Annotated in this window: 16 protein-coding genes and 1 rRNA gene; 10 read left to right on the top strand and 7 right to left on the bottom strand. The window is 42.4% G+C overall.

All coding sequences use genetic code 11. The annotated features are described in order from the left end of the window. Together recF and gyrB are read left to right on the top strand one after the other, a co-directional pair. The gene (gene recF, locus CZ809_RS18660; RefSeq protein WP_080159039.1) at positions 1-1,083 is read left to right on the top strand and encodes a DNA replication/repair protein RecF; all 1,083 of its coding nucleotides are present in this window, start codon (positions 1-3) and stop codon (positions 1,081-1,083) included. Positions 1,084-1,098: 15 nt separating this feature from the next. Next, a complete protein-coding gene (gyrB, locus tag CZ809_RS18655) occupies positions 1,099-3,519 on the top strand; it encodes a DNA topoisomerase (ATP-hydrolyzing) subunit B (protein WP_080159038.1) in 2,421 nt (806 codons plus the stop codon). Positions 3,520-3,624: 105 nt separating this feature from the next. Here the strand turns inward: gyrB and CZ809_RS18650 are convergent, their stop codons facing one another. From CZ809_RS18650 to glyQ, 3 genes are all read right to left on the bottom strand, one after another. Then, positions 3,625-4,875 (bottom strand): valine--pyruvate transaminase, encoded by a 1,251-nt coding sequence (locus CZ809_RS18650; protein WP_080159037.1) that lies wholly within the window; start codon positions 4,873-4,875, stop codon positions 3,625-3,627. Between the two features lie 236 nt (positions 4,876-5,111). Continuing rightward, on the bottom strand, positions 5,112-7,181 hold the full coding sequence (gene glyS, locus CZ809_RS18645; RefSeq protein ID WP_080159036.1) for a glycine--tRNA ligase subunit beta: 2,070 nt from the start codon (positions 7,179-7,181) through the stop codon (positions 5,112-5,114). A gap of 9 nt (positions 7,182-7,190) precedes the next feature. Further along, positions 7,191-8,102 (bottom strand): glycine--tRNA ligase subunit alpha, encoded by a 912-nt coding sequence (gene glyQ, locus CZ809_RS18640; protein ID WP_036789134.1) that lies wholly within the window; start codon positions 8,100-8,102, stop codon positions 7,191-7,193. A 293-nt stretch (positions 8,103-8,395) separates the two neighbouring features. Between glyQ and CZ809_RS18635 the strand changes: the two genes are divergently transcribed. Both CZ809_RS18635 and CZ809_RS18630 read left to right on the top strand, forming a co-directional pair. Further along, complete coding sequence (locus tag CZ809_RS18635) at positions 8,396-9,085, top strand: YiaD family glycine zipper/OmpA-like lipoprotein (protein WP_080159035.1); 690 nt, start codon at positions 8,396-8,398, stop codon at positions 9,083-9,085. A gap of 272 nt (positions 9,086-9,357) precedes the next feature. Then, on the top strand, positions 9,358-9,603 hold the full coding sequence (locus tag CZ809_RS18630; protein WP_080159034.1) for a hypothetical protein: 246 nt from the start codon (positions 9,358-9,360) through the stop codon (positions 9,601-9,603). Positions 9,604-9,648: 45 nt separating this feature from the next. On the opposite strand, the gene tusA is transcribed toward CZ809_RS18630, so the two are convergent. After that, a complete protein-coding gene (gene tusA / locus CZ809_RS18625; RefSeq protein WP_080159033.1) occupies positions 9,649-9,900 on the bottom strand; it encodes a sulfurtransferase TusA in 252 nt (83 codons plus the stop codon). Positions 9,901-10,038: 138 nt separating this feature from the next. Between tusA and CZ809_RS18620 the strand changes: the two genes are divergently transcribed. Together CZ809_RS18620 and CZ809_RS18615 are read left to right on the top strand one after the other, a co-directional pair. Next, positions 10,039-10,221, top strand: coding sequence for a hypothetical protein (locus tag CZ809_RS18620; RefSeq protein ID WP_080159032.1), 183 nt, complete (start codon positions 10,039-10,041; stop codon positions 10,219-10,221). A gap of 125 nt (positions 10,222-10,346) precedes the next feature. Next, positions 10,347-11,288, top strand: a complete 942-nt coding sequence (locus tag CZ809_RS18615) for a LysR family transcriptional regulator (RefSeq protein WP_080159031.1) — start codon at positions 10,347-10,349, stop codon at positions 11,286-11,288. Positions 11,289-11,382: 94 nt separating this feature from the next. On the opposite strand, the gene acuI is transcribed toward CZ809_RS18615, so the two are convergent. The 3 genes from acuI to fadB all read right to left on the bottom strand — a co-directional run bounded on the left by acuI (position 11,383) and on the right by fadB (position 15,871). Next, on the bottom strand, positions 11,383-12,363 hold the full coding sequence (acuI, locus tag CZ809_RS18610; RefSeq protein ID WP_080159030.1) for an acrylyl-CoA reductase (NADPH): 981 nt from the start codon (positions 12,361-12,363) through the stop codon (positions 11,383-11,385). 164 nt (positions 12,364-12,527) lie between these two features. Then, complete coding sequence (gene fadA, locus CZ809_RS18605; protein ID WP_080159029.1) at positions 12,528-13,694, bottom strand: acetyl-CoA C-acyltransferase FadA; 1,167 nt, start codon at positions 13,692-13,694, stop codon at positions 12,528-12,530. A 2-nt stretch (positions 13,695-13,696) separates the two neighbouring features. Then, positions 13,697-15,871, bottom strand: a complete 2,175-nt coding sequence (gene fadB / locus CZ809_RS18600) for a fatty acid oxidation complex subunit alpha FadB (RefSeq protein ID WP_080159028.1) — start codon at positions 15,869-15,871, stop codon at positions 13,697-13,699. 263 nt (positions 15,872-16,134) lie between these two features. Between fadB and CZ809_RS18595 the strand changes: the two genes are divergently transcribed. The 4 genes from CZ809_RS18595 to CZ809_RS18580 form a co-directional block, all read left to right on the top strand. Further along, positions 16,135-16,761, top strand: coding sequence for a YigZ family protein (locus CZ809_RS18595; protein WP_080159027.1), 627 nt, complete (start codon positions 16,135-16,137; stop codon positions 16,759-16,761). 48 nt (positions 16,762-16,809) lie between these two features. Continuing rightward, a complete protein-coding gene (locus tag CZ809_RS18590) occupies positions 16,810-18,267 on the top strand; it encodes a TrkH family potassium uptake protein (protein WP_080159026.1) in 1,458 nt (485 codons plus the stop codon). A gap of 10 nt (positions 18,268-18,277) precedes the next feature. Then, positions 18,278-18,802: a menaquinone-dependent protoporphyrinogen IX dehydrogenase gene (gene hemG / locus CZ809_RS18585; protein WP_080159025.1), complete on the top strand. Its 525-nt coding sequence runs from the start codon at positions 18,278-18,280 to the stop codon at positions 18,800-18,802. A 496-nt stretch (positions 18,803-19,298) separates the two neighbouring features. Continuing rightward, positions 19,299-19,413: ribosomal RNA gene (locus tag CZ809_RS18580) — 16S ribosomal RNA — on the top strand; the annotation flags it as partial.

Genomic DNA, 19,413 nt, shown 5'->3' with positions numbered 1-19,413 from the left:
ATGGCGCTTACTCGGTTATTAGTGCAGGATTTTCGTAATATTGCTCTGTGTGATATTACGTTAGCCAGCGGGTTTAATTTTTTGGTTGGCGCTAATGGCAGCGGTAAAACCAGTGTTCTTGAAGCGATTCATTATTTAGGACATGGGCGTTCATTCCGCAGTCATTTAATCAGTCGCGTTATTCGCCATGAACAACAACAATTGTTTATTCATGGTCGAGTCACTGATAACAATGATCTCACTTTACCGTTAGGGATCAGCAAGCAACGTGATGGTACTACCGAAGTTAAAATTGGTGGTGAAGGTAATCAAAAGTTGGCGCAGTTAGCCCAAATTTTACCATTACAGTTAATTACCCCAGAAGGATTTGATTTATTGATCGGCGGACCTAAGTTTCGACGGTCTTTTATTGACTGGGGTGTGTTTCATGTTGAACCAAAGTTCTATAATGCATGGAGCCGCTTAAAACGACTGACGAAACAACGTAATGCATTATTAAAGCAAGCACGAAGTTACCGTGAACTCAGTTATTGGGATCAAGAGCTAGCATTACTTGCTGAACAAATCAGTGTGTGGCGTCAAGAGTACATTACTGCCGTAAAAATCAAAGCGGCTGAAATATGTCAGGTGTTCTTACCTGAATTTGAAATCCAGCTCGGTTTCTATCGTGGCTGGGAAAAAGAGACACCGTATGCTGAGCTGCTGCAACGTAATTTTGAACGTGACTGTCAGCTTGGCTATACCGTAAGTGGGCCCCATAAGGCTGATTTACGGATTAAAGTTGCTGGAACACCGGTTGAGGACGTTTTGTCCCGCGGTCAGCTAAAGTTAATGGTGTGTGCATTGCGTTTAGCGCAAGGTTTACATCTGACAGAGGCCACCGGCAAACAGTGTATTTACCTAATTGATGATTTTGCTTCCGAATTGGATAGCCATAGGCGAGCGTTGTTAGCGCAACGATTAAAGGAAACTAACGCCCAAGTGTTCATTAGTGCTATTAGTCGCGAGCAAGTGGTTGATATGCTTGATGAAAACGGTAAGTTGTTCATGGTCGAACACGGCAAGATAACACAGGATAATTAAAGCGAGAGTAACTCAATGTCCAACAATTACGATTCATCAAGCATTAAGGTGCTTAAAGGCCTCGATGCGGTACGTAAGCGCCCAGGAATGTACATCGGTGATACTGATGATGGTACTGGCTTGCACCACATGGTTTTTGAGGTAGTCGATAACTCTATCGATGAAGCTCTTGCTGGTCACTGTGAAGATATCATTGTTACGATCCACGAAGATGGTTCGGTTTCTGTAAGCGATGACGGTCGTGGTATTCCGACTGAACTTCACGAAGAAGAAGGGGTGTCAGCCGCTGAAGTTATCATGACTGTACTCCACGCTGGTGGTAAGTTCGATGATAATTCTTACAAAGTGTCTGGCGGCCTCCATGGCGTAGGTGTTTCTGTTGTAAACGCCTTGTCTGAAAAAGTTGAGCTAACCATTAACCGTAAAGGCCATATCCATCAGCAAACTTACCATCATGGTGTGCCTGATGCACCATTGGCTGAAGTGGGTGATACTGACAAAACCGGTACTCGTTTACGTTTCTGGCCAAGCGAAGAAACCTTTACCAACAATATTGAATTTCATTACGAAATTTTAGCTAAACGTCTACGTGAATTATCATTCTTGAACTCTGGCGTGTCTATCAAGTTAATTGATGAGCGTGAAGACGGTAAGCAAGATCACTTTATGTATGAAGGTGGTATTCGCGCGTTTGTCGAGCACCTAAACCGTAATAAAACGCCAATCCATCAGAAAGTTTTTCACTTTGATAGTGAGCGTGAAGATGGCATTACCGTTGAAGTTGCAATGCAGTGGAACGATGGTTTCCAAGAAGGTGTTTACTGCTTTACTAACAACATTCCACAACGTGATGGTGGTACCCACTTAGCGGGTTTCCGTGGTGCTTTGACCCGTACTCTTAATTCATTTATGGATAAAGAAGGCTACTCAAAGAAAGCCAAAGCAGCAACGTCAGGTGATGATGCGCGTGAAGGCTTAGTCGCGGTAGTTTCTGTTAAAGTGCCTGATCCTAAGTTCTCAAGCCAGACTAAAGATAAACTGGTTTCAAGTGAAGTGAAAACTGCGGTTGAATCAGCAATGAACGAGAAGTTTGCTGAGTTCTTATTAGAAAGCCCAGCTGACGCTAAAATCATTTGTACTAAAATTATTGATGCCTCTCGTGCGCGTGAAGCAGCGCGTAAAGCGCGTGAAATGACACGTCGTAAAGGTGCATTAGATTTAGCGGGCCTTCCAGGTAAACTTGCAGATTGTCAGGAAAAAGATCCTGCTCTTTCTGAACTATATATTGTGGAAGGGGACTCTGCTGGCGGTTCAGCCAAGCAGGGACGTAACCGTAAAAACCAAGCGATTCTACCGCTAAAAGGTAAAATCCTTAACGTTGAAAAAGCCCGTTTCGATAAGATGCTATCTTCACAAGAAGTGGCAACACTGATCACTGCAATGGGCTGTGGTATTGGTCGCGACGAATACAACCCAGATAAACTGCGTTACCACAACATCATCATCATGACCGATGCCGATGTCGATGGTTCGCACATTCGTACGTTGCTATTGACCTTCTTCTACCGTCAAATGCCAGAGCTTATTGAGCGTGGCCACATCTATATTGCTCAGCCACCACTTTACAAAGTGAAGAAAGGTAAGCAAGAGCAATACATTAAAGATGACGAAGAGATGAACCAATACCAAACAGCATTAGCATTAGATAATGCATCTCTGTTTGCAAATGATGGTGCACCTGCAATGACAGGTACAGCACTTGAAGCATTGGTGACTCAATATAATGGCGCGATGAAACTGATCGAACGCATGAGCCGTCGTTACCCAGCGTTAATGCTGAATGAATTGGTTTACCAACCTCGTTTAAGCACTGAAATGCTAGCGGATAGCGCGCAAGTTGAAGCATGGTTAACTCACCTTGTTGCAGCACTAAATACCAAGCAATCAGGTGAAAGTCAGTTTACGTTTGAAATCTTACGTGATGAAGAGAACAACGTCTTCGTACCTAAGGTTGTGGTGCGTACTCACGGTGTTGATCATGAGTACCCATTAAGCTTCGATCTATTGAACTCAAAAGAATATGCTAAATTAGCGGATCTTTCTGAAGCACTAGATGGCTTATTGGATGATACTGCTTTTGTTCAACGTGGTGAGCGTAAACAACCAGTTTCAAGCTTTAAAGAAGTGCTTGAGTGGCTAAACAAAGAATCACGTCGTGGCTTATCTTTACAACGCTATAAAGGTCTGGGTGAAATGAACCCGAACCAGTTGTGGGAAACAACCATGGATCCTGAAGTACGCCGTATGCTACAAGTTACCATCAATGATGCTGTTGCGGCCGATGAGCTGTTTACTTGTTTGATGGGTGATCAAGTTGAACCGCGTCGTAACTTCATTGAAGAGAACGCATTAAAAGTAGCTAACCTTGACGTGTAGTTTGTCATTAGGTTAATAGTTATAAAAACGCCGCTAATCATAGCGGCGTTTTTTTATAGGGTAATTTTATTGTTGTTACTAAAGGGGAGGGCAGAATAGGGTTGGTTAACCCATGGTATAAGCTCGTGTAATTTCTTCTGCAATAATTTTAATTCCGCGCTCCATTTGTTCGTCACTTTGAACGTAGTTCATGCGTATACATTGCTGACTGTGTTGCCATGGTTGTTGTAAACCAATAAAGAAATATTCACCTGGAACAATTAATACTCCGCGAACTTTCAGACGTTGATAGAGTTCTTTAGTGGTGATTGGTAATTCATCACACCATAACCATAAAAATATCGCGCCTTCTGGCTTATGAATTCGAAACCGTGGATCAGTAATATAGTGCTGTAATCGACTCACGGCATATTGTGCTTTGCGCTGATAAAAAGGGCGAATAACGTCATGGCTTAGCCGTAATAAATCATTTCGGGCGATTAGCTTATCAGCAATTGCCGGGCCTAAACTGCCGGGTGCTAAATTGATAATACCGTTGATATTAGTGAGCGCAGTAATAATCTCTTCATTGGCAATCACTATTCCGCAGCGAATACCGGGTAAACCCAGTTTAGATAAGCTCATACATAAAATGGTATTGCTGTTCCAAAAAGGGGTGACATCAGCAAAGATAATATCAGGGAAAGGCATGCCATAAGCATTGTCGATAATCAGTGGAATATTATGTGCTTGAGCGAGCGCATCGAGTTGCTTGACTTCATCATCAGTCAGCACGTTACCTGTCGGGTTGGTTGGGCGAGAAGCACAAATTGCACCAATGCTGTCATCAATAACCAACTTACTAAAATCAATATGGTATTTAAATAAGCCATTATCCAATAAGCTAATCGTGGGTTGGTAAGAGACAAACATATTTTGTTCCAAACCCGCATCAGCATAGCCAATATATTCAGGAGATAGCGGTAAGAGAATTTTCTTACTGGCACCATTACGGCATTTGCCTGCTAATAAGTTAAATAAATTAAAGAAGGCACTTTGACTACCGTTGGTGAGAGTAATGTTTTTACTGCTGATGTCCCAACCATAATGGTGTTTAAGCAACGTCGCTAGGGCGTTAATAAAACGGTCTTTTCCTTGAGGGCCATCGTAGTTGGTGATCGATGCGGTCAACTCACCAGAGGTGGCCATTTCTATTAATAGCTGATTAAAATAATCAACCATTGTTGGAATCTGAGCTGGATTACCACCACCGAGCATGATCGCATCAGGGTTGGTTAAGCCATCATTTAAATCGTGCATTAATTGAGTAATGCCTGAATCGCCAGCGAACTTATCGCCAAAGCCAGAAAATTCCATGGTGCTATTGACCTCTATATCAGTGCAGGGTTACGTGCTTGCGATGCCCGTTATTTATGATGGGCGATAGATCAAAATACCTGATTGCAATCAGAAGCGAAACCCTTTGTTTGCTCTAAGGGTAGTGGTCGGCTGTGTCGATGTGTTTCACGTGGAACAATGTGAAATTATCAAATGCAGATATAAAAAAACCACGCCAAAGCGTGGTTTATATTATGAACCAGTGATGATTAAACTTACTTTTGTAGTAATGAAATATCAGCTACTTGTAAGAACTGGTTACGTAATAGATTAAGCAGTGCTAGACGGTTAACTTTAAGTTGTTCGTCATCAGCCATTACCATTACATTATCAAAGAACGCATCAACAGGTTCACGAAGTGATGCAAGCTCTGTTAGTGCTTGTTGGTAATCACCCGCAGCAAAGACAGGTGCAAGTGTTGCAACAACCGTCTCTACTTTTTGTGCTAGTTCTTTCTCTGCCGTTTCTACTAACAAGCTGTTGTTAATGGTCGCTGGTAGCTCGCCATCAAATTTCGCGAGAATGTTACCTACACGCTTGTTGGCTGCGGCAAGTGATTCTGCTGCATCTAAGTCACGGAAATGACTTACTGCTTTAACACGCTTATCAAAATCAGACGGTTGAGTAGGGTGCATTGCAAGTACAGCTTGAATAACATCAATGCTAAAGCCTGCATCTTGGTACCATGCGCGGAAACGACCGAGCATGAATTCAATTACATCTGAATCAACATTAGCATTCGTTAGTTTGTCACCAAATAACGAGTGTGCTTTAGCGACTAAATCAACAAGATCTAAGTCGTAACCGTTTTCAACGATAATACGTAGTACACCTAAAGAAGCACGACGCAATGCAAATGGGTCGCTACCTTTTGGTGCTTGGCCAATACCAAAGATACCTACGATAGTATCTAGTTTGTCAGCCATCGCCACTGCAGAAGAAACACCAGTGCTTGGTAGTTGGTCGCCAGCAAAACGTGGCATGTATTGCTCGTTTAGTGCTAGTGCAACATCTTCTACTTCGCCATCATGACGTGCATAGTGCATACCCATAACACCCTGGGTTTCAGTGAACTCAAATACCATAGAGGTCATTAAGTCACACTTAGCCAGTAGGCCAGCACGCTTAGCGTTAGTGACATCAGCGCCGATTTTCTCTGCAATGTAGCCCGCAAGCTCAGTGATACGATCGGTTTTATCTTTAATGGTACCAAGCTGTTGTTGGAAGATGGCTGTCTCAAGTTGAGGTAGGCGATCAACTAACTTGCTCTTAAGGTCAGTATTAAAGAAGAACTCAGCATCCGCTAAACGTGGACGGACTACTTTCTCATTACCTGAGATAACTTGGCTTGGATCATTTGAGATGATGTTAGAGACGAAGATGAACTTAGGGACTAGTTTGCCTTCCGCATCATAAACAGGGAAGTACTTCTGGTCACCTTTCATGGTGTAAACTAACGCTTCAGAAGGTACCTTTAGAAACTCTTCTTCAAATGAAGCGGTCAGCACGACTGGCCATTCAACAAGAGAGGTAACTTCTTCAACTAGCTCATCATCAAGATCTGCAATACCACCAACCGCTTCAGCGGCTAGTTTCGCATCAGCTAGAATGATTGCTTTACGTGCATCGTAGTCTGCCATTACCTTGCCACGTTCTTCTAGAATCGCAGGGTATTGGTCAGCATTATCGATAGTAAATTCAGCTTCACCCATAAAGCGGTGGCCACGAATAGTACGCGCAGAAGCAACACCTAAAATAGTGCCTTCAATGAGCTCTTCACCTAATAGCATCGTCAGTGTTTTTACTGGACGAATAAATTGGGTGTCTTTATCACCCCAACGCATTGGGCGAGGGATAGGTAGTTTAGCTAATGCTGCTGCAACAAGTTCAGGCAATAATGTTTGGGCTGGTTGGCCTTTTACTTCTTGCTTGAACAGTAGCCATTCGCCTTTATCGGTAATCATGCGTTCAGCTTGATCAACCGTAATGCCGTTACCACGCGCCCAACCTTGAGCCGCTTTAGTCGCATTACCTTCTGCATCAAATGCTGCCGCAATCGCTGGGCCGCGCTTTTCTACAATTCTGTCAGGTTGATTTTCAGCAAGCGCTGTTACTTTAAGTGCTAGGCGACGCGGTGCTGCATACCACTTAATACCTTGGTGAGGTAAGTTAGCGGCTTTTAGCTCTGCTTCAAAGTTGGTTGCAAACGCTTCAGCTAGAGTGCGAAGTGCCTTGGGTGGCAACTCTTCAGTACCTAGCTCAATTAAGAAATTCTTATCTGTCATGGCTATCCCTTACTTATCTTTTTTACACATTGGGAAGCCAAGTGCTTCACGTGATGCATAGTAAGCTTCAGCGACTTGTTTGGTTACATTACGAATACGTAGAATGTAACGTTGACGTTCAGTTACTGAAATTGCTTTACGAGCATCAAGAAGGTTGAAAGCATGTGCTGCTTTCAAAATACGCTCGTAAGCTGGCAATGGCAGTGGCTGCTCAAGTGCTAACAGCTTCAGTGATTCTTTCTCGCACTGGTCAAAGAAAGTAAATAGGAAATCAACATCAGCGTGTTCAAAGTTGTAAGTTGATTGCTCAACTTCGTTTTGATGGAAGATATCACCGTAGGTTACTTTACCTAATGGGCCATCTGTCCAAACTAAGTCATAGACTGAATCAACGTTTTGAATGTACATCGCTAGACGTTCAATACCGTAAGTGATTTCGCCAGTAACAGGCTTACACTCAAGGCCGCCAACTTGCTGGAAGTAAGTAAACTGTGTTACTTCCATGCCGTTCAGCCAAACTTCCCAGCCAAGACCCCAAGCACCCAAGGTTGGGTTTTCCCAGTTGTCTTCTACAAAACGGATGTCATGTACTTTAGTGTCAACACCTAGGACTTCTAGTGAGCCTAAGTACAGTTCCTGAATGTTATCTGGAGACGGCTTAAGCATTACCTGGAACTGATAGTAGTGCTGAAGACGGTTAGGGTTTTCACCGTAACGACCGTCGGTTGGACGGCGAGATGGTTGTACATACGCTGCTGCAATTGGTTCTGGACCTAGAGCTCGTAGACATGTCATCGGGTGAGAGGTACCTGCACCCACTTCCATGTCAAGAGGTTGCACAATTGTACAGCCTTGTTGGCCCCAGTAATCCTGCAGCGCGAGGATCATGCCCTGAAAGGTTTTAATATCGTATTTCTGCATTGTCAGCTTCGCGAGATTAGTGGATGAAATAATTAATTATCAAGTATACATTGCCAACCCAGAGGCGAGTAGGGGCCGTGAGTGTTTTTTATCCATCTGGCGCTTGTTTTGAGATAATTCCTCAGATTGTCCCTTGTGGACACTGGGTTTTCATGAATATTTGACATTATTTTGATGGCGTAAATGTATCGGTTGATTACAATAGCGCTAACAAATAGCTCGTTGGTCTGATTATTAACGTAGTTTTATTCGGTATGCGATGTGCGTATCAAGAACATGGGTCTTTAAATTAAATGGCAAAAAATCAAGTGATGGCATCAAAAACTTGGGTGCGTGCTGCGGTAATTTCTGTTGCTGCTGCTGTTACGCTTGCGGGTTGTTCAACAGTTAACCCTTATACTGGTGAGAGCCAAACTGCAAAAGGTACTGGCGGTTCTATCATTGGTGCATTAGCGGGTGCTGCAATCGGTATCGCGTCTTCAAGCAAACATGATCGCGGTAAAGGTGCATTGATTGGTGCAGCATCTGGCGCAGCTTTGGGTGGCGGTATTGGTTATTACATGGATGTACAAGAAGCTAAACTGCGTCAGCAATTAGCATCTTCAGGCATCAGTGTTACCCGTAATGGCAATAACATCATTTTAAATATGCCAAATGAAATTACCTTTGGTGTTGACCAATCTGCATTAAATAGCCGTGCGATGGAAGCGTTACATAATGTAGCGATAGTTGCTAAAGAATACCCTAAGACCCAGTTAAACGTTTTAGGCTTTACGGATAGCTCTGGCGCTGCGGCTTATAATCAGCGTTTATCACAAGTACGTGCCGGTGAAGTCGGTAACTACCTTATCCGTCAAGGCGTAAATGTTGATCGTGTTGTTTCTCAAGGCCGTGGCGAGAATAGCCCGATTGCGACCAATGGAACATCACAAGGTCGTGCTCAAAACCGTCGTGTTGAGATCATTCTATCTCCATTGGCTTAATTGATATTGATTGATTATAGTGGTGTGTAACTAACATCATATTGAAACCATGGGCTCAGGCTCATGGTTTTTTTTGTTTTATTTTATATTGAGTGTAGTTAGTTTCATGTGAAACTTGGATGTGAAGTTAAGCGGGTTAAATCGTCATTAAATGTGAATTAATTTAAGTGTGTAACTGTGATAGCTGCAAAAGATTATCGTGATTTACCATGCTAGAGTTAATGTTAATTAATCGTTAACTTAAATTCTGTTGGGTGATGTAGGGGGTTTCTATGGCGCGCTTCTCAGCGATCTCACCGCAAAGTCAATGTTGGTTATTTCATATTGCATTAGCACTGAATGTAGCGGGAATGATGTTAACTGATATGTGGTTTCCTATGGTCGTCGGAACGGTTGTTACAACCTATTTGTCTGTCGATGCGTGGGTTCGATTACGCTATGTATTACCACTTAAAAAAGAGTTACGTCAGGTGCAACATGAACTCGAAAACTTACGTCAGCAACAACACAATCAATAACAACTAAAAAGGCAGCGTTTATTAACGCTGCCTTTTTAATTTGATTTAATTGCCAGCGCCTTTTTTGATCAGAAAACGATAGGGTAGCGTTTCTGTTTCTGCGGCGATAAGCGTGTGATCCATGAAGCGACAAAAGCTGGGAATGTCGCGCGTCGTTGATGGGTCATCGGCAATAACTAACAAGGTTTCATCAGTTGCCATTTTTCGGACTGTTTTGCGCACCATCATTACGGGTTCAGGACAACGTAAGCCGAGAGCATCAAGGCTATGGGTCGGATTTTCAAAATTAGCAGTCATAATTTACACGTATTATTGTAGACATTATGATCATACTGCGGGATAAGAATTAATCAATAAGGCTTGGTAAATCTAGATAAAATGTGTAACCTTATTAACATCACATTAACTTTTCTTCTAATGGATTAGGGGGATATTATGTTAACTTCAATCGATCGTGTCATGATTTATGCGGTACTGTGCATTATTTCATTTAGCACTATAATGCTTATTAGTCACCATGCTACCGGGCTCTTTGCTGTTGGTGGTTTGCTGGCCACAATCCTTGGATTATGGGTTGAGTTCGCCAGTAAAAATAAGCTAGAACAACAAAAAAAATAACGCTAACGGCGTTGAATGATGCTTGCTCGTGAATATTCCCGTCTTAAAAAGGCGGGATTTTTTTTATCTATCCCGCCATACTGTTGCCATATTTGATTAATTCATAGCGTTAGAGAAGTAAAACTATGGAGCTCGAAGAAGTTTATCGGCGTGACTTAAATTTACTGGTTGCGTTAAAGGTGTTATTGGATGAAGGCAGTGTTAGTCGTGCAGCTATTAGACTTAACTTGAGCCAATCAGCAATGAGCCGAGTGCTTGGCCGATTACGCGACTTAGTCGGTGATCCGTTGTTTACCCGTCAAGGGCAGTCATTACTACCGACACAACGGGCATTGGAATTAAATGAACAATTAAATGAACCGTTAGAATCATTACGATTATTACTGACGCCGAATGATTTTGATCCCGCTATTTGTGATCAAACTTTTAAAATTGCGACGACGGATTATGCAATGCAAACCATTCTGCCATTTGCATTGCCGCGTATTTATCAAGAAGCACCCCATCTGTCATTAGAATTTAGCCCGTTACAGCATAATAACGTATTGTCACAGTTGACTACGGGGGGCTGTGATATGGCAATTTGTCGTCCTAGTGCTGATATGGGGCCACTGTGTCAGCAGTTATTAGGCTTAGTGAGTGTGTTTTGTCTTGTGAGCCAGAATCATCCATTAGCAAATAAGCCACTTACCTTGCAAGATTACTTAACCTATCCCCATGCAATGATAGCGGTAAGCGATGGCGTTAAAGCGTTAATTGATGAACAGTTGCGTGGTCATCCTCAACCTAAAATGGTATTACGGGCTTATCATTTAGAAGCGGCTTTAGCGATCATCGATCAAATACCATTGATCATGACGGTGCCTGCAGATTTGGCGTATTTAGTCGCAGAACGTTATCAGTTAATCGTCAAGCCATTGCCATTTGAGTTTAAGCCATTTGATTATTCATTATTATGGCATGCGCGTTGTGAGCATTCGGCATCGCAAATATGGCTGCGTACTATTATTAAAGAAGAGTGTGGGCGACTGATCAACTCCCGTATTCATGATATCGGGTTGTTGTAGTGAAATATTGAGATCAATAAAAAGGCCAGCACATGGCTGACCTCATTGATTAACGACCATCATTCAGTGGCATTAATACTGCATTATTTGATCATTACAGTTTAATGACTACGCGGCCGGTGATTTGACCGTTGGTGATCGCTTCTGCACATTCTGTTACTTGTTCAAGTGCGACTTCACGGCAGGCTTGTTCAAAGTAGCTAGCGGGTAGTAACTCAGTTAGACGTTGCCATGCTTGTTGACGTTTTTCAAATGGGCACATTACTGAATCGATACCTTGTAAACGTACATTACGTAGAATAAAAGGCATAACTGTTGTCGGTAAATCAAAGCCGCCAGCAAGGCCACAAATAGCAACTGCACCGTTGTAGTTAATTTGGCTTAATACTTTAGCCAGTACTTTGCTACCAACAGTATCAATTGCGCCAGCCCACAATTGCTTATCTAATGGGCGAGCAGGTTCTTCAAACACACTACGATCAATAATTGTCGTTGCGCCAAGTTGTTTTAGTAATGGGCCATTAGCTTCAGCACGCCCCGTTACTGCGGCAACTTTATAGCCGAGTTGTGCCAGTAAAGTAATCGCAACTGAGCCAACACCACCGCTGGCACCCGTGACTAAAATCTCGCCATCTTCAGGTTTTACATTTGCATCAACAATAGCTTGTACACACAGCATTGCCGTTAAGCCTGCAGTACCGACCATCATCGCTTGTTTGCCATCAAGGTTTGCGGGTAATGGTACTAACCAATCTGCATTTAGGCGGGCTTTTTCAGCCATGCCACCCCAGTGACCTTCACCCACACCCCAGCCCGTCAGTACTACTTTGTCACCGACGTGGTAGCGATCATCACTTGACTCAGCCACTGTGCCCGCTAAATCGACACCTGGTACCATTGGGAATTGACGTACGATACGACCTTTACCGGTAATTGCTAAGCCATCTTTATAGTTTAATGAAGAGTAATCAACATCAATTAACACATCACCAGCAGGTAATTCAGATGTTGCCATTTGACGAATAGTTGCGAGTGTTTTTTTATCTTCTTGTTCTAGTACTAGTGCTTTAAACATTGCAATACTCCGGAAAAATCATGGTTAGCAATCAATATAGGATTGAGTGTAGACGGCTTATCTTGATGAAGAAAATGAAACTTACTCATGGTATCTATGTGTAAGTTGCATGTCGTCTGTACCATTATATGGTTGAAGATCAACACTTGCGATATTTTTGGAGGTTATTCTATTCGTTCAAAGATAGTCGCAATACCTTGTCCTAAGCCGATACACATGGTGGCTAAACCAAAGTGAGCTTGCTTTTGTTCCATAATATTGATGAGAGTGGTTGAGATACGAGCACCTGAACACCCTAATGGGTGACCAAGGGCAATCGCACCACCGTTAAGGTTAATTTTTTCATCAAGATGATCCATTAACCCGAGTGCTTTAATGCACGGTAATGTTTGTGCCGCAAAGGCTTCATTGAGCTCAATGATATCAATATCATCTAAACTTAAGCCTGCGCGTTGTAATGCCTTTTGAGTGGCAGGAACAGGTCCAAATCCCATGAGTGATGGTTCACACCCAGCAATTGCCATGGCTTTGATTCGGGCTCGAATAGGTAAACCTAATGTGCGCGCTTGGTGTTCATCCATGAGTAATATTGCTGCCGCACCATCCGATAGCGCTGATGATGTACCGGCTGTTACTGTACCATGGATGGGATCGAAAATAGGGCGTAATTGACTTAATGCTGCCACGGTTGTTTCGGGACGAATGACTTCATCGGTAGCATATTTAGTTAAAATGCCATTGCTATCATGGCCTTCTGTTGCGAAAATTTCATGGGTAAATCGACCTTCAACCGTCGCGGCATGGGCGCGCTGGTGTGAACGGGCACCAAATTGATCTTGTAGCTCCCGACTAATATCATATTTTCGGGCTAACATTTCTGCGGTTAATCCCATCATCCCTGCGGCTTTAGCGACGGTTTTCGATAGGCCTGGGTGGAAATCAACCCCATGAGTCATTGGTACGTGACCCATATGCTCAACCCCGCCAATTAAACAGCTTTGTGCATCGCCCACCATAATAGCGCGAGTGGCGTCATGCAGTGCTTGCATGGATGAACCACATAAACGGTTAACGGTTGTTGCACCGACAGAGGTTGGGATCCCTGCAAGTAGTGCTGCATTACGACCAATATTAAATCCTTGTTCTAAGGTTTGTTGCACACATCCCCAATAAATATCTTCTATATTATTCGCATCTAATTGAGGGTTACGGGTTAACAATCCTGTCATTAAATGCGCTGATAAATCTTCAGCACGTACATGGCGGAATGCACCGCCTTTTGAGCGTCCCATTGGGGTACGAATACAGTCAACAATCACCACGTTATTCATAATTAACTCCTTAGTGATGCAGCAGCAACAGTGGGGTAATAATACTCATCCGCCGCTGCTTTGGCGCGCAGACCGTCAGGTACTTGATATAAAGGACCGAGTGATTGATAACTATCGGCTAATGCGACGTAATTGGCTAAGCCTAGGTTATCTAAATAACGGAATACGCCACCTTTAAATGGCGGAAAACCTAAGCCGTAAACCAATGCCATATCTGCTTCTGCAGGCGTCGCAATAATATTTTCTTCTAAGCAGCGTACGACTTCATTAATCATTGGAATCATCATACGATCGATAATGGTGGTGTTTGCAAATGAGGTCGATGTTGCTGTGATGGGCGCAAGTAAATCAGCAGTTTGAGGATCCACTGTTTTTTTAGGCTTACCTTTCTTATCAAGATGGTAGTTAAAAAATCCCGCTCCTGTTTTTTGGCCAAAGCGTTGTTGTTCGTATAAGACATCAATGGCATCGGTATCATGTTTAGCCATGCGTTGTGGGTATCCCTCTGCCATCACTTTTTGAGCGTGATGAGCGGTATCAATACCCACCACATCGAGCAGATAAGCCGGCCCCATTGGCCATCCGAAATCCTGCTCCATAACATTATCAATCTGACGATAATCACCGCCATCACGCAGCAGCAAACTAAATGCCGCTAGATAAGGAAATAAAACCCGATTAACAAAAAATCCCGGACAATCATTTACTACAATAGGTTTTTTGCGCATTTTAGCCGCATAAGCCACCACTTGAGCGATAGTTTCATTTGAAGTGTGTTGGCCGCGAATGATCTCAACCAATGGCATTTTATGGACCGGATTAAAAAAGTGCATTCCACAAAAATTTTGAGGTCGTTGTAATGATGCTGCGAGTAAATTAATTGGGATTGTTGAGGTATTTGAGGTGATCACCGTAGTATCGGCAACCTGTTGCTCGACGTCTGCGAGCACCGCTGCTTTTATAGTGGGGTTCTCAATTACTGCTTCTATAACAATATCAACGTGGTTGGAATCGGAATAATTCAGGGTTGGCGTGATGGTGGCTAATGTTGCTGCCATTTGTAAGCCGTCGATCCGTCCTCGAGTGAGTTTTTTATTGAGTAATTTTGCGGCTTGTTGCATGCCAAGAGTTAAGGCCTCACTGGTGATATCTTTCATGACAACAGGGATATGGTTTGTTACTGATTGATAAGCAATGCCACCACCCATAATGCCAGCACCTAATACCATTGCTTGTTGTGTTGGGTGGGCTGTTTTAATGGCTTGTTTAGCTTTGCTTTTTAAATATTGGTCATTTATAAAAATACCTACTAAAGCTTGAGCAATATCAGTTTTAGCAAGGGTGACAAAGTGAGAGTTTTCAATAACCAGAGCTTGTGTGCGCTCACAGGTTGCAGCGGTTTCGATTGCGGTTACTGCCGCCATTGGTGCAGGGTAATGTTTACCTGCGATCTTAGCGACCATAGCTTTAGCCGTGGTAAAACTCATTAATGCTTCAGTAGTTGTTAGCTTTAATGGCATTTTTTTTTGAGATCGGCGTCGTTGCCAATCTAAATCACCCGCAATAGCTTGTTTAATAATACGTAATGCTGCTGTTGGTAATATATCTGTGGCAACTACCGCATCAATAATACCTAGTTTTAAGGCTGCATCTGCTGCTTTATCTTTACCTGAGGTAATTATTTCCATTGCACTGTCTGCGCCAATTAATCGTGGTAGGCGAACTGTTCCTCCAAAGCCGGGCATGATACCGAGTTTAGTTTCAGGTAATCCAATACGTGCTTGATGATCTGCAATTCTAAAATCGGTGGCGAGTACGCATTCGCAACCACCACCAAGGGCATAACCATTAATGGCTGATAGAGTAGGAACTGGTAAATCTTCTAACTTATTAAAAATAGTATTGGCATGATGAAGCCACTTTGAAAGTTGATCTGCTGGCAGAGCAAATAATCCTAGAAACTCGGTAATATCGGCGCCAACGATAAATGCCGCTTTGGTTGAACGTAGGATTAAGCCTTTGAGGTTGGGTTGTTGGTAGAGTGCATCAAGAGCAAGACTAAAACTTTCAAGAGTGGCGAGATCAAATTTATTGATGGAAGCTGGTGCATCAAAAATGAGTTCAGCGATCCCTTCTTCGAGGTAGCGTACAGAGAGTGTTTCACCGTGGTAAATCATGTTCTATCTCCATATATTCCATTCTATGACGGATCAGGTGTGATTTAACTGGTTTGACCTGTAGTGGTTAATATTTAGTCTGAACTGCAATGGCCACAAATTCAACAATTAATTTAAACATTTATTTAACATTGTCGATTGGTACATTATCTTAACGGTAATAATTCGTAGAATGACGCCATTGTAAGCAATAATGAGCATTGCTTGGGTCATAATAGGAATATGATATCCTGCGGTGGTTTTTTGATGACGAGGTATGTTTTATGTCAACCAGCGAACCTTACTTGATTCCACTGCAAGCCGTGACTTTTGAAGAAGAAATCAAAAAGAGCCATTTTATAACGTATTTAGCTCATACGGCGTCGATTGAAGCGGCTAAGCAGTTTATTAATGAAATAAAATTAGCTCATCCAAATGCCAATCACCATTGTTGGGGCTTTGTTGCTGGCAGACCGACAGATTCAATGTTGTGGGGCTTTAGTGATGACGGCGAGCCATCAGGAACCGCTGGAAAACCGATATTAGCGCAATTAACTGGATCGGGTGTCGGTGAACTAACCGCAGTTGTTGTACGTTATTTTGGCGGTATTCATTTAGGAACGGGTGGGTTAGTTAAGGCCTATGGTGGAGGCGTGCAACGTGGATTAACGCTACTGAGCACACAACAAAAGATCATCATCAGTGAGTTGTTTCTATGTTGTGATTATAATCAAATATCATTAGTTGAAGCGTTATTAAGCGAATATAACGGCACACAATTAAAGGCTGATTATGGTCAACAAGTCAGTATGCATCTAGCGCTTGATAGCCGTATCGTGACTGAATTTAGTACCAAGCTAATTAATCGTAGTGGTGGACGGATTGTTGCAACATCAATTCCTGAGAGTTAACCATTATTTATTTTATTCTATATTTTCATATGAGGGCCGGTTAGGGCCATGCAGTTTCGTTCAATTATACGTATCGTCGGGCTGTTGCTCGCCTTATTTAGCGTCACCATGCTTATTCCTGCTCTGGTCGCGTTGATTTACCGTGACGGAGCCGGATTTCCTTTTGTTGTTACTTTCTTTTTACTCTTCGCAGGCGGATCTGCGTTATGGCTTCCTAATCGCCATCATCGACACGAATTAAAAGCCCGTGATGGCTTCTTAATCGTGGTACTGTTTTGGGCTGTTATTGGCAGTGCTGGTGCGGTGCCTTTTCTGTTGTCTAAAAATCCCGATTTGTCGGTTGCTGACTCCTTTTTTGAATCATTTTCTGCACTGACAACAACGGGCGCAACGGTCATTGTTGGCCTCGACCATTTACCTAAAGCGATTTTATTCTATCGTCAGTTACTGCAATGGTTTGGCGGTATGGGAATTATCGTGTTAGCGGTCGCAATATTACCGGTGTTAGGTATTGGTGGAATGCAGTTATATCGTGCTGAAACGCCGGGGCCAGTAAAAGACAGTAAAATGACCCCTCGTATTGCCGAAACAGCAAAAACCTTATGGTATATTTACTTAGTATTAACGATTGCATGTGCATTCGCGTTTTGGCTTGCTGGTATGAGTGGCTTTGATGCGATATCACATAGCTTTTCAACTGTCGCAATCGGTGGGTTCTCAACTCACGATGCCAGTATTGGTTATTTTAATTGTCCTACTATTAATATGATCACCGTTGTTTTTCTTTTAATTTCAGCCTGTAACTTTTCCCTTCACTTTGCTGTATTTGGTAATGGTAATATTAACCTTAAAACATATTGGCGAGATCCCGAGTTTCGAGCCTTTTTGGTCGTACAAGGTATTTTATTTACGATTTGTTTTGGGGTGTTATTAAAACATCATTCTTACAACAACTCTTTTGATGCTTTTGATCAAGCGCTGTTTCAAACGGTCTCTATTTCTACAACGGCAGGTTTTACTACCACTGGTTTTTCTGATTGGCCGTTATTTCTACCTGTGTTATTGCTGTTTTCCTCTTTTATAGGTGGTTGTGCTGGCTCGACTGGGGGCGGCATGAAAGTAATTCGAATGTTGTTATTGTCATTACAAGGCGTTCGAGAGTTAAAACGTTTAGTACATCCTCGCGCGGTGTACACCATTAAACTTGGGCATAAAGCGTTACCACAACGAGTTGTTGATGCTGTGTGGGGGTTTTTCTCGGCTTATGCATTGGTTTTTGTGGTATGTATGTTGGCTCTTATTGCGACAGGTATCGATGAATTAACAGCATTTTCAGCGGTGGCCGCGACACTTAATAATTTAGGTCCAGGTTTAGGCGAAGTTGCGGTTCATTTTGGTCAAATAAATGATTCAGCGAAATGGATCCTCATTATTGCTATGCTATTTGGCCGTTTAGAAGTGTTTACATTATTAGTTTTATTTACGCCGACATTTTGGCGTAATTAAAGGAGCTATCATGGAAAAGGTATTATTACTGCATTCTAGTTGTGAAGGACAAACGATTAAAATCCTTAACCATATAGAGCAGGACTTAGGCGAACCGTATCAATGTGACTATATTGATATACATTCAGAGCCAAAAATTGATTTCAATGGTTATGATCGCATTCTTGTTGGTGCTTCCGTACGCTATGGCCATTTAAATAAAAAGCTATATCAATTTATAGAGCAAAATATAGCTAGCCTTGAACAAGCAAAGGTCGCTTTCTTCTGCGTTAATCTCACCGCTCGTAAAGAAGGTAAAGATACGCCAGCAACAAGTGCTTATGTTAAGAAGTTCTTATTGAAGTCACCATGGCATCCTAAAATGATGGCCGTATTTGCTGGAGCATTGCGCTATCCACGTTATAACTTTTTTGATCGCACAATGATTAAGTTAATAATGAAGCTTACAGGGGGCGAAACTGATACAACAAAAGAAGTGGAATATACCGACTGGCAAAAGGTGGCACATTTTAGTCACCAATTTAAGACGTTATAATCGTATTATTGATCGCTTTGTTTGCTTTTTGATCTAACGGTTCGTTTTTATTGATAAAAAGCATAAAGTACTTGCGATGAACGTCGTTGTCTCTATACTGCTGCTCTATCGGAACGCGAGCAGCTTTATAAAAGAAGATGTTATGCAATAATCGATTGGATGATAGACCTGATAAAAGAAATAAAAAAGTGGTTGACACTTTATGTTATTTCGCTAGAATGGCCATCCACTTCAACGAAACGATTAAACGGTCAAATGTTTGATAATTCGAAGAAGATTGTTCTTTAACAATTTGACCATGCAATCTGTGTGGGCACTCGTTGAATAGTTAAGTCGAAAGATTTATCAATGAACTGAGTGACCAATACAAATAACTACGGTTATTTGGCACAGTCAATTCATTACCATTCTGTTGGAATGGTAATAGCTTTAAAATTACTAAGGTAGTTTTGAAGTCAGTATTCATTGAGCCGTCTCGAAAGAGACAACAAAACTTTAATTGAAGAGTTTGATCATGGCTCAGATTGAACGCTGGCGGCAGGCCTAACACATGCAAGTCGAGCGGTAACAGAAAGAAAGCTTGCTTTCTTTGCTGACGAGCGGCGGACGGG

This window comes from Photobacterium piscicola (assembly GCF_900166965.1).
In the GTDB taxonomy this organism is placed as follows: Bacteria; Pseudomonadota; Gammaproteobacteria; order Enterobacterales; family Vibrionaceae; genus Photobacterium; species Photobacterium piscicola.
The sequence above is the reverse complement of the archived record's forward strand: the minus strand, read 5'-3'. Positions and strand labels throughout refer to the sequence as shown.

Coding starts and splice junctions, on each gene's coding strand:
- gyrB (WP_080159038.1), top strand. CDS start 1,099: ATGTCCAACAATTACGATTCATCAAGCATTAAGGTGCTTAAAGGCCTC.
- CZ809_RS18635 (WP_080159035.1), top strand. CDS start 8,396: ATGGCAAAAAATCAAGTGATGGCATCAAAAACTTGGGTGCGTGCTGCG.
- glyQ (WP_036789134.1), bottom strand. CDS start 8,102: ATGCAGAAATACGATATTAAAACCTTTCAGGGCATGATCCTCGCGCTG.
- hemG (WP_080159025.1), top strand. CDS start 18,278: ATGGAAAAGGTATTATTACTGCATTCTAGTTGTGAAGGACAAACGATT.
- acuI (WP_080159030.1), bottom strand. CDS start 12,363: ATGTTTAAAGCACTAGTACTAGAACAAGAAGATAAAAAAACACTCGCA.
- CZ809_RS18630 (WP_080159034.1), top strand. CDS start 9,358: ATGGCGCGCTTCTCAGCGATCTCACCGCAAAGTCAATGTTGGTTATTT.
- recF (WP_080159039.1), top strand. CDS start 1: ATGGCGCTTACTCGGTTATTAGTGCAGGATTTTCGTAATATTGCTCTG.
- tusA (WP_080159033.1), bottom strand. CDS start 9,900: ATGACTGCTAATTTTGAAAATCCGACCCATAGCCTTGATGCTCTCGGC.
- CZ809_RS18590 (WP_080159026.1), top strand. CDS start 16,810: ATGCAGTTTCGTTCAATTATACGTATCGTCGGGCTGTTGCTCGCCTTA.
- fadB (WP_080159028.1), bottom strand. CDS start 15,871: ATGATTTACCACGGTGAAACACTCTCTGTACGCTACCTCGAAGAAGGG.
- CZ809_RS18615 (WP_080159031.1), top strand. CDS start 10,347: ATGGAGCTCGAAGAAGTTTATCGGCGTGACTTAAATTTACTGGTTGCG.
- CZ809_RS18595 (WP_080159027.1), top strand. CDS start 16,135: ATGTCAACCAGCGAACCTTACTTGATTCCACTGCAAGCCGTGACTTTT.
- CZ809_RS18620 (WP_080159032.1), top strand. CDS start 10,039: ATGTTAACTTCAATCGATCGTGTCATGATTTATGCGGTACTGTGCATT.
- fadA (WP_080159029.1), bottom strand. CDS start 13,694: ATGAATAACGTGGTGATTGTTGACTGTATTCGTACCCCAATGGGACGC.
- CZ809_RS18650 (WP_080159037.1), bottom strand. CDS start 4,875: ATGGAATTTTCTGGCTTTGGCGATAAGTTCGCTGGCGATTCAGGCATT.
- glyS (WP_080159036.1), bottom strand. CDS start 7,181: ATGACAGATAAGAATTTCTTAATTGAGCTAGGTACTGAAGAGTTGCCA.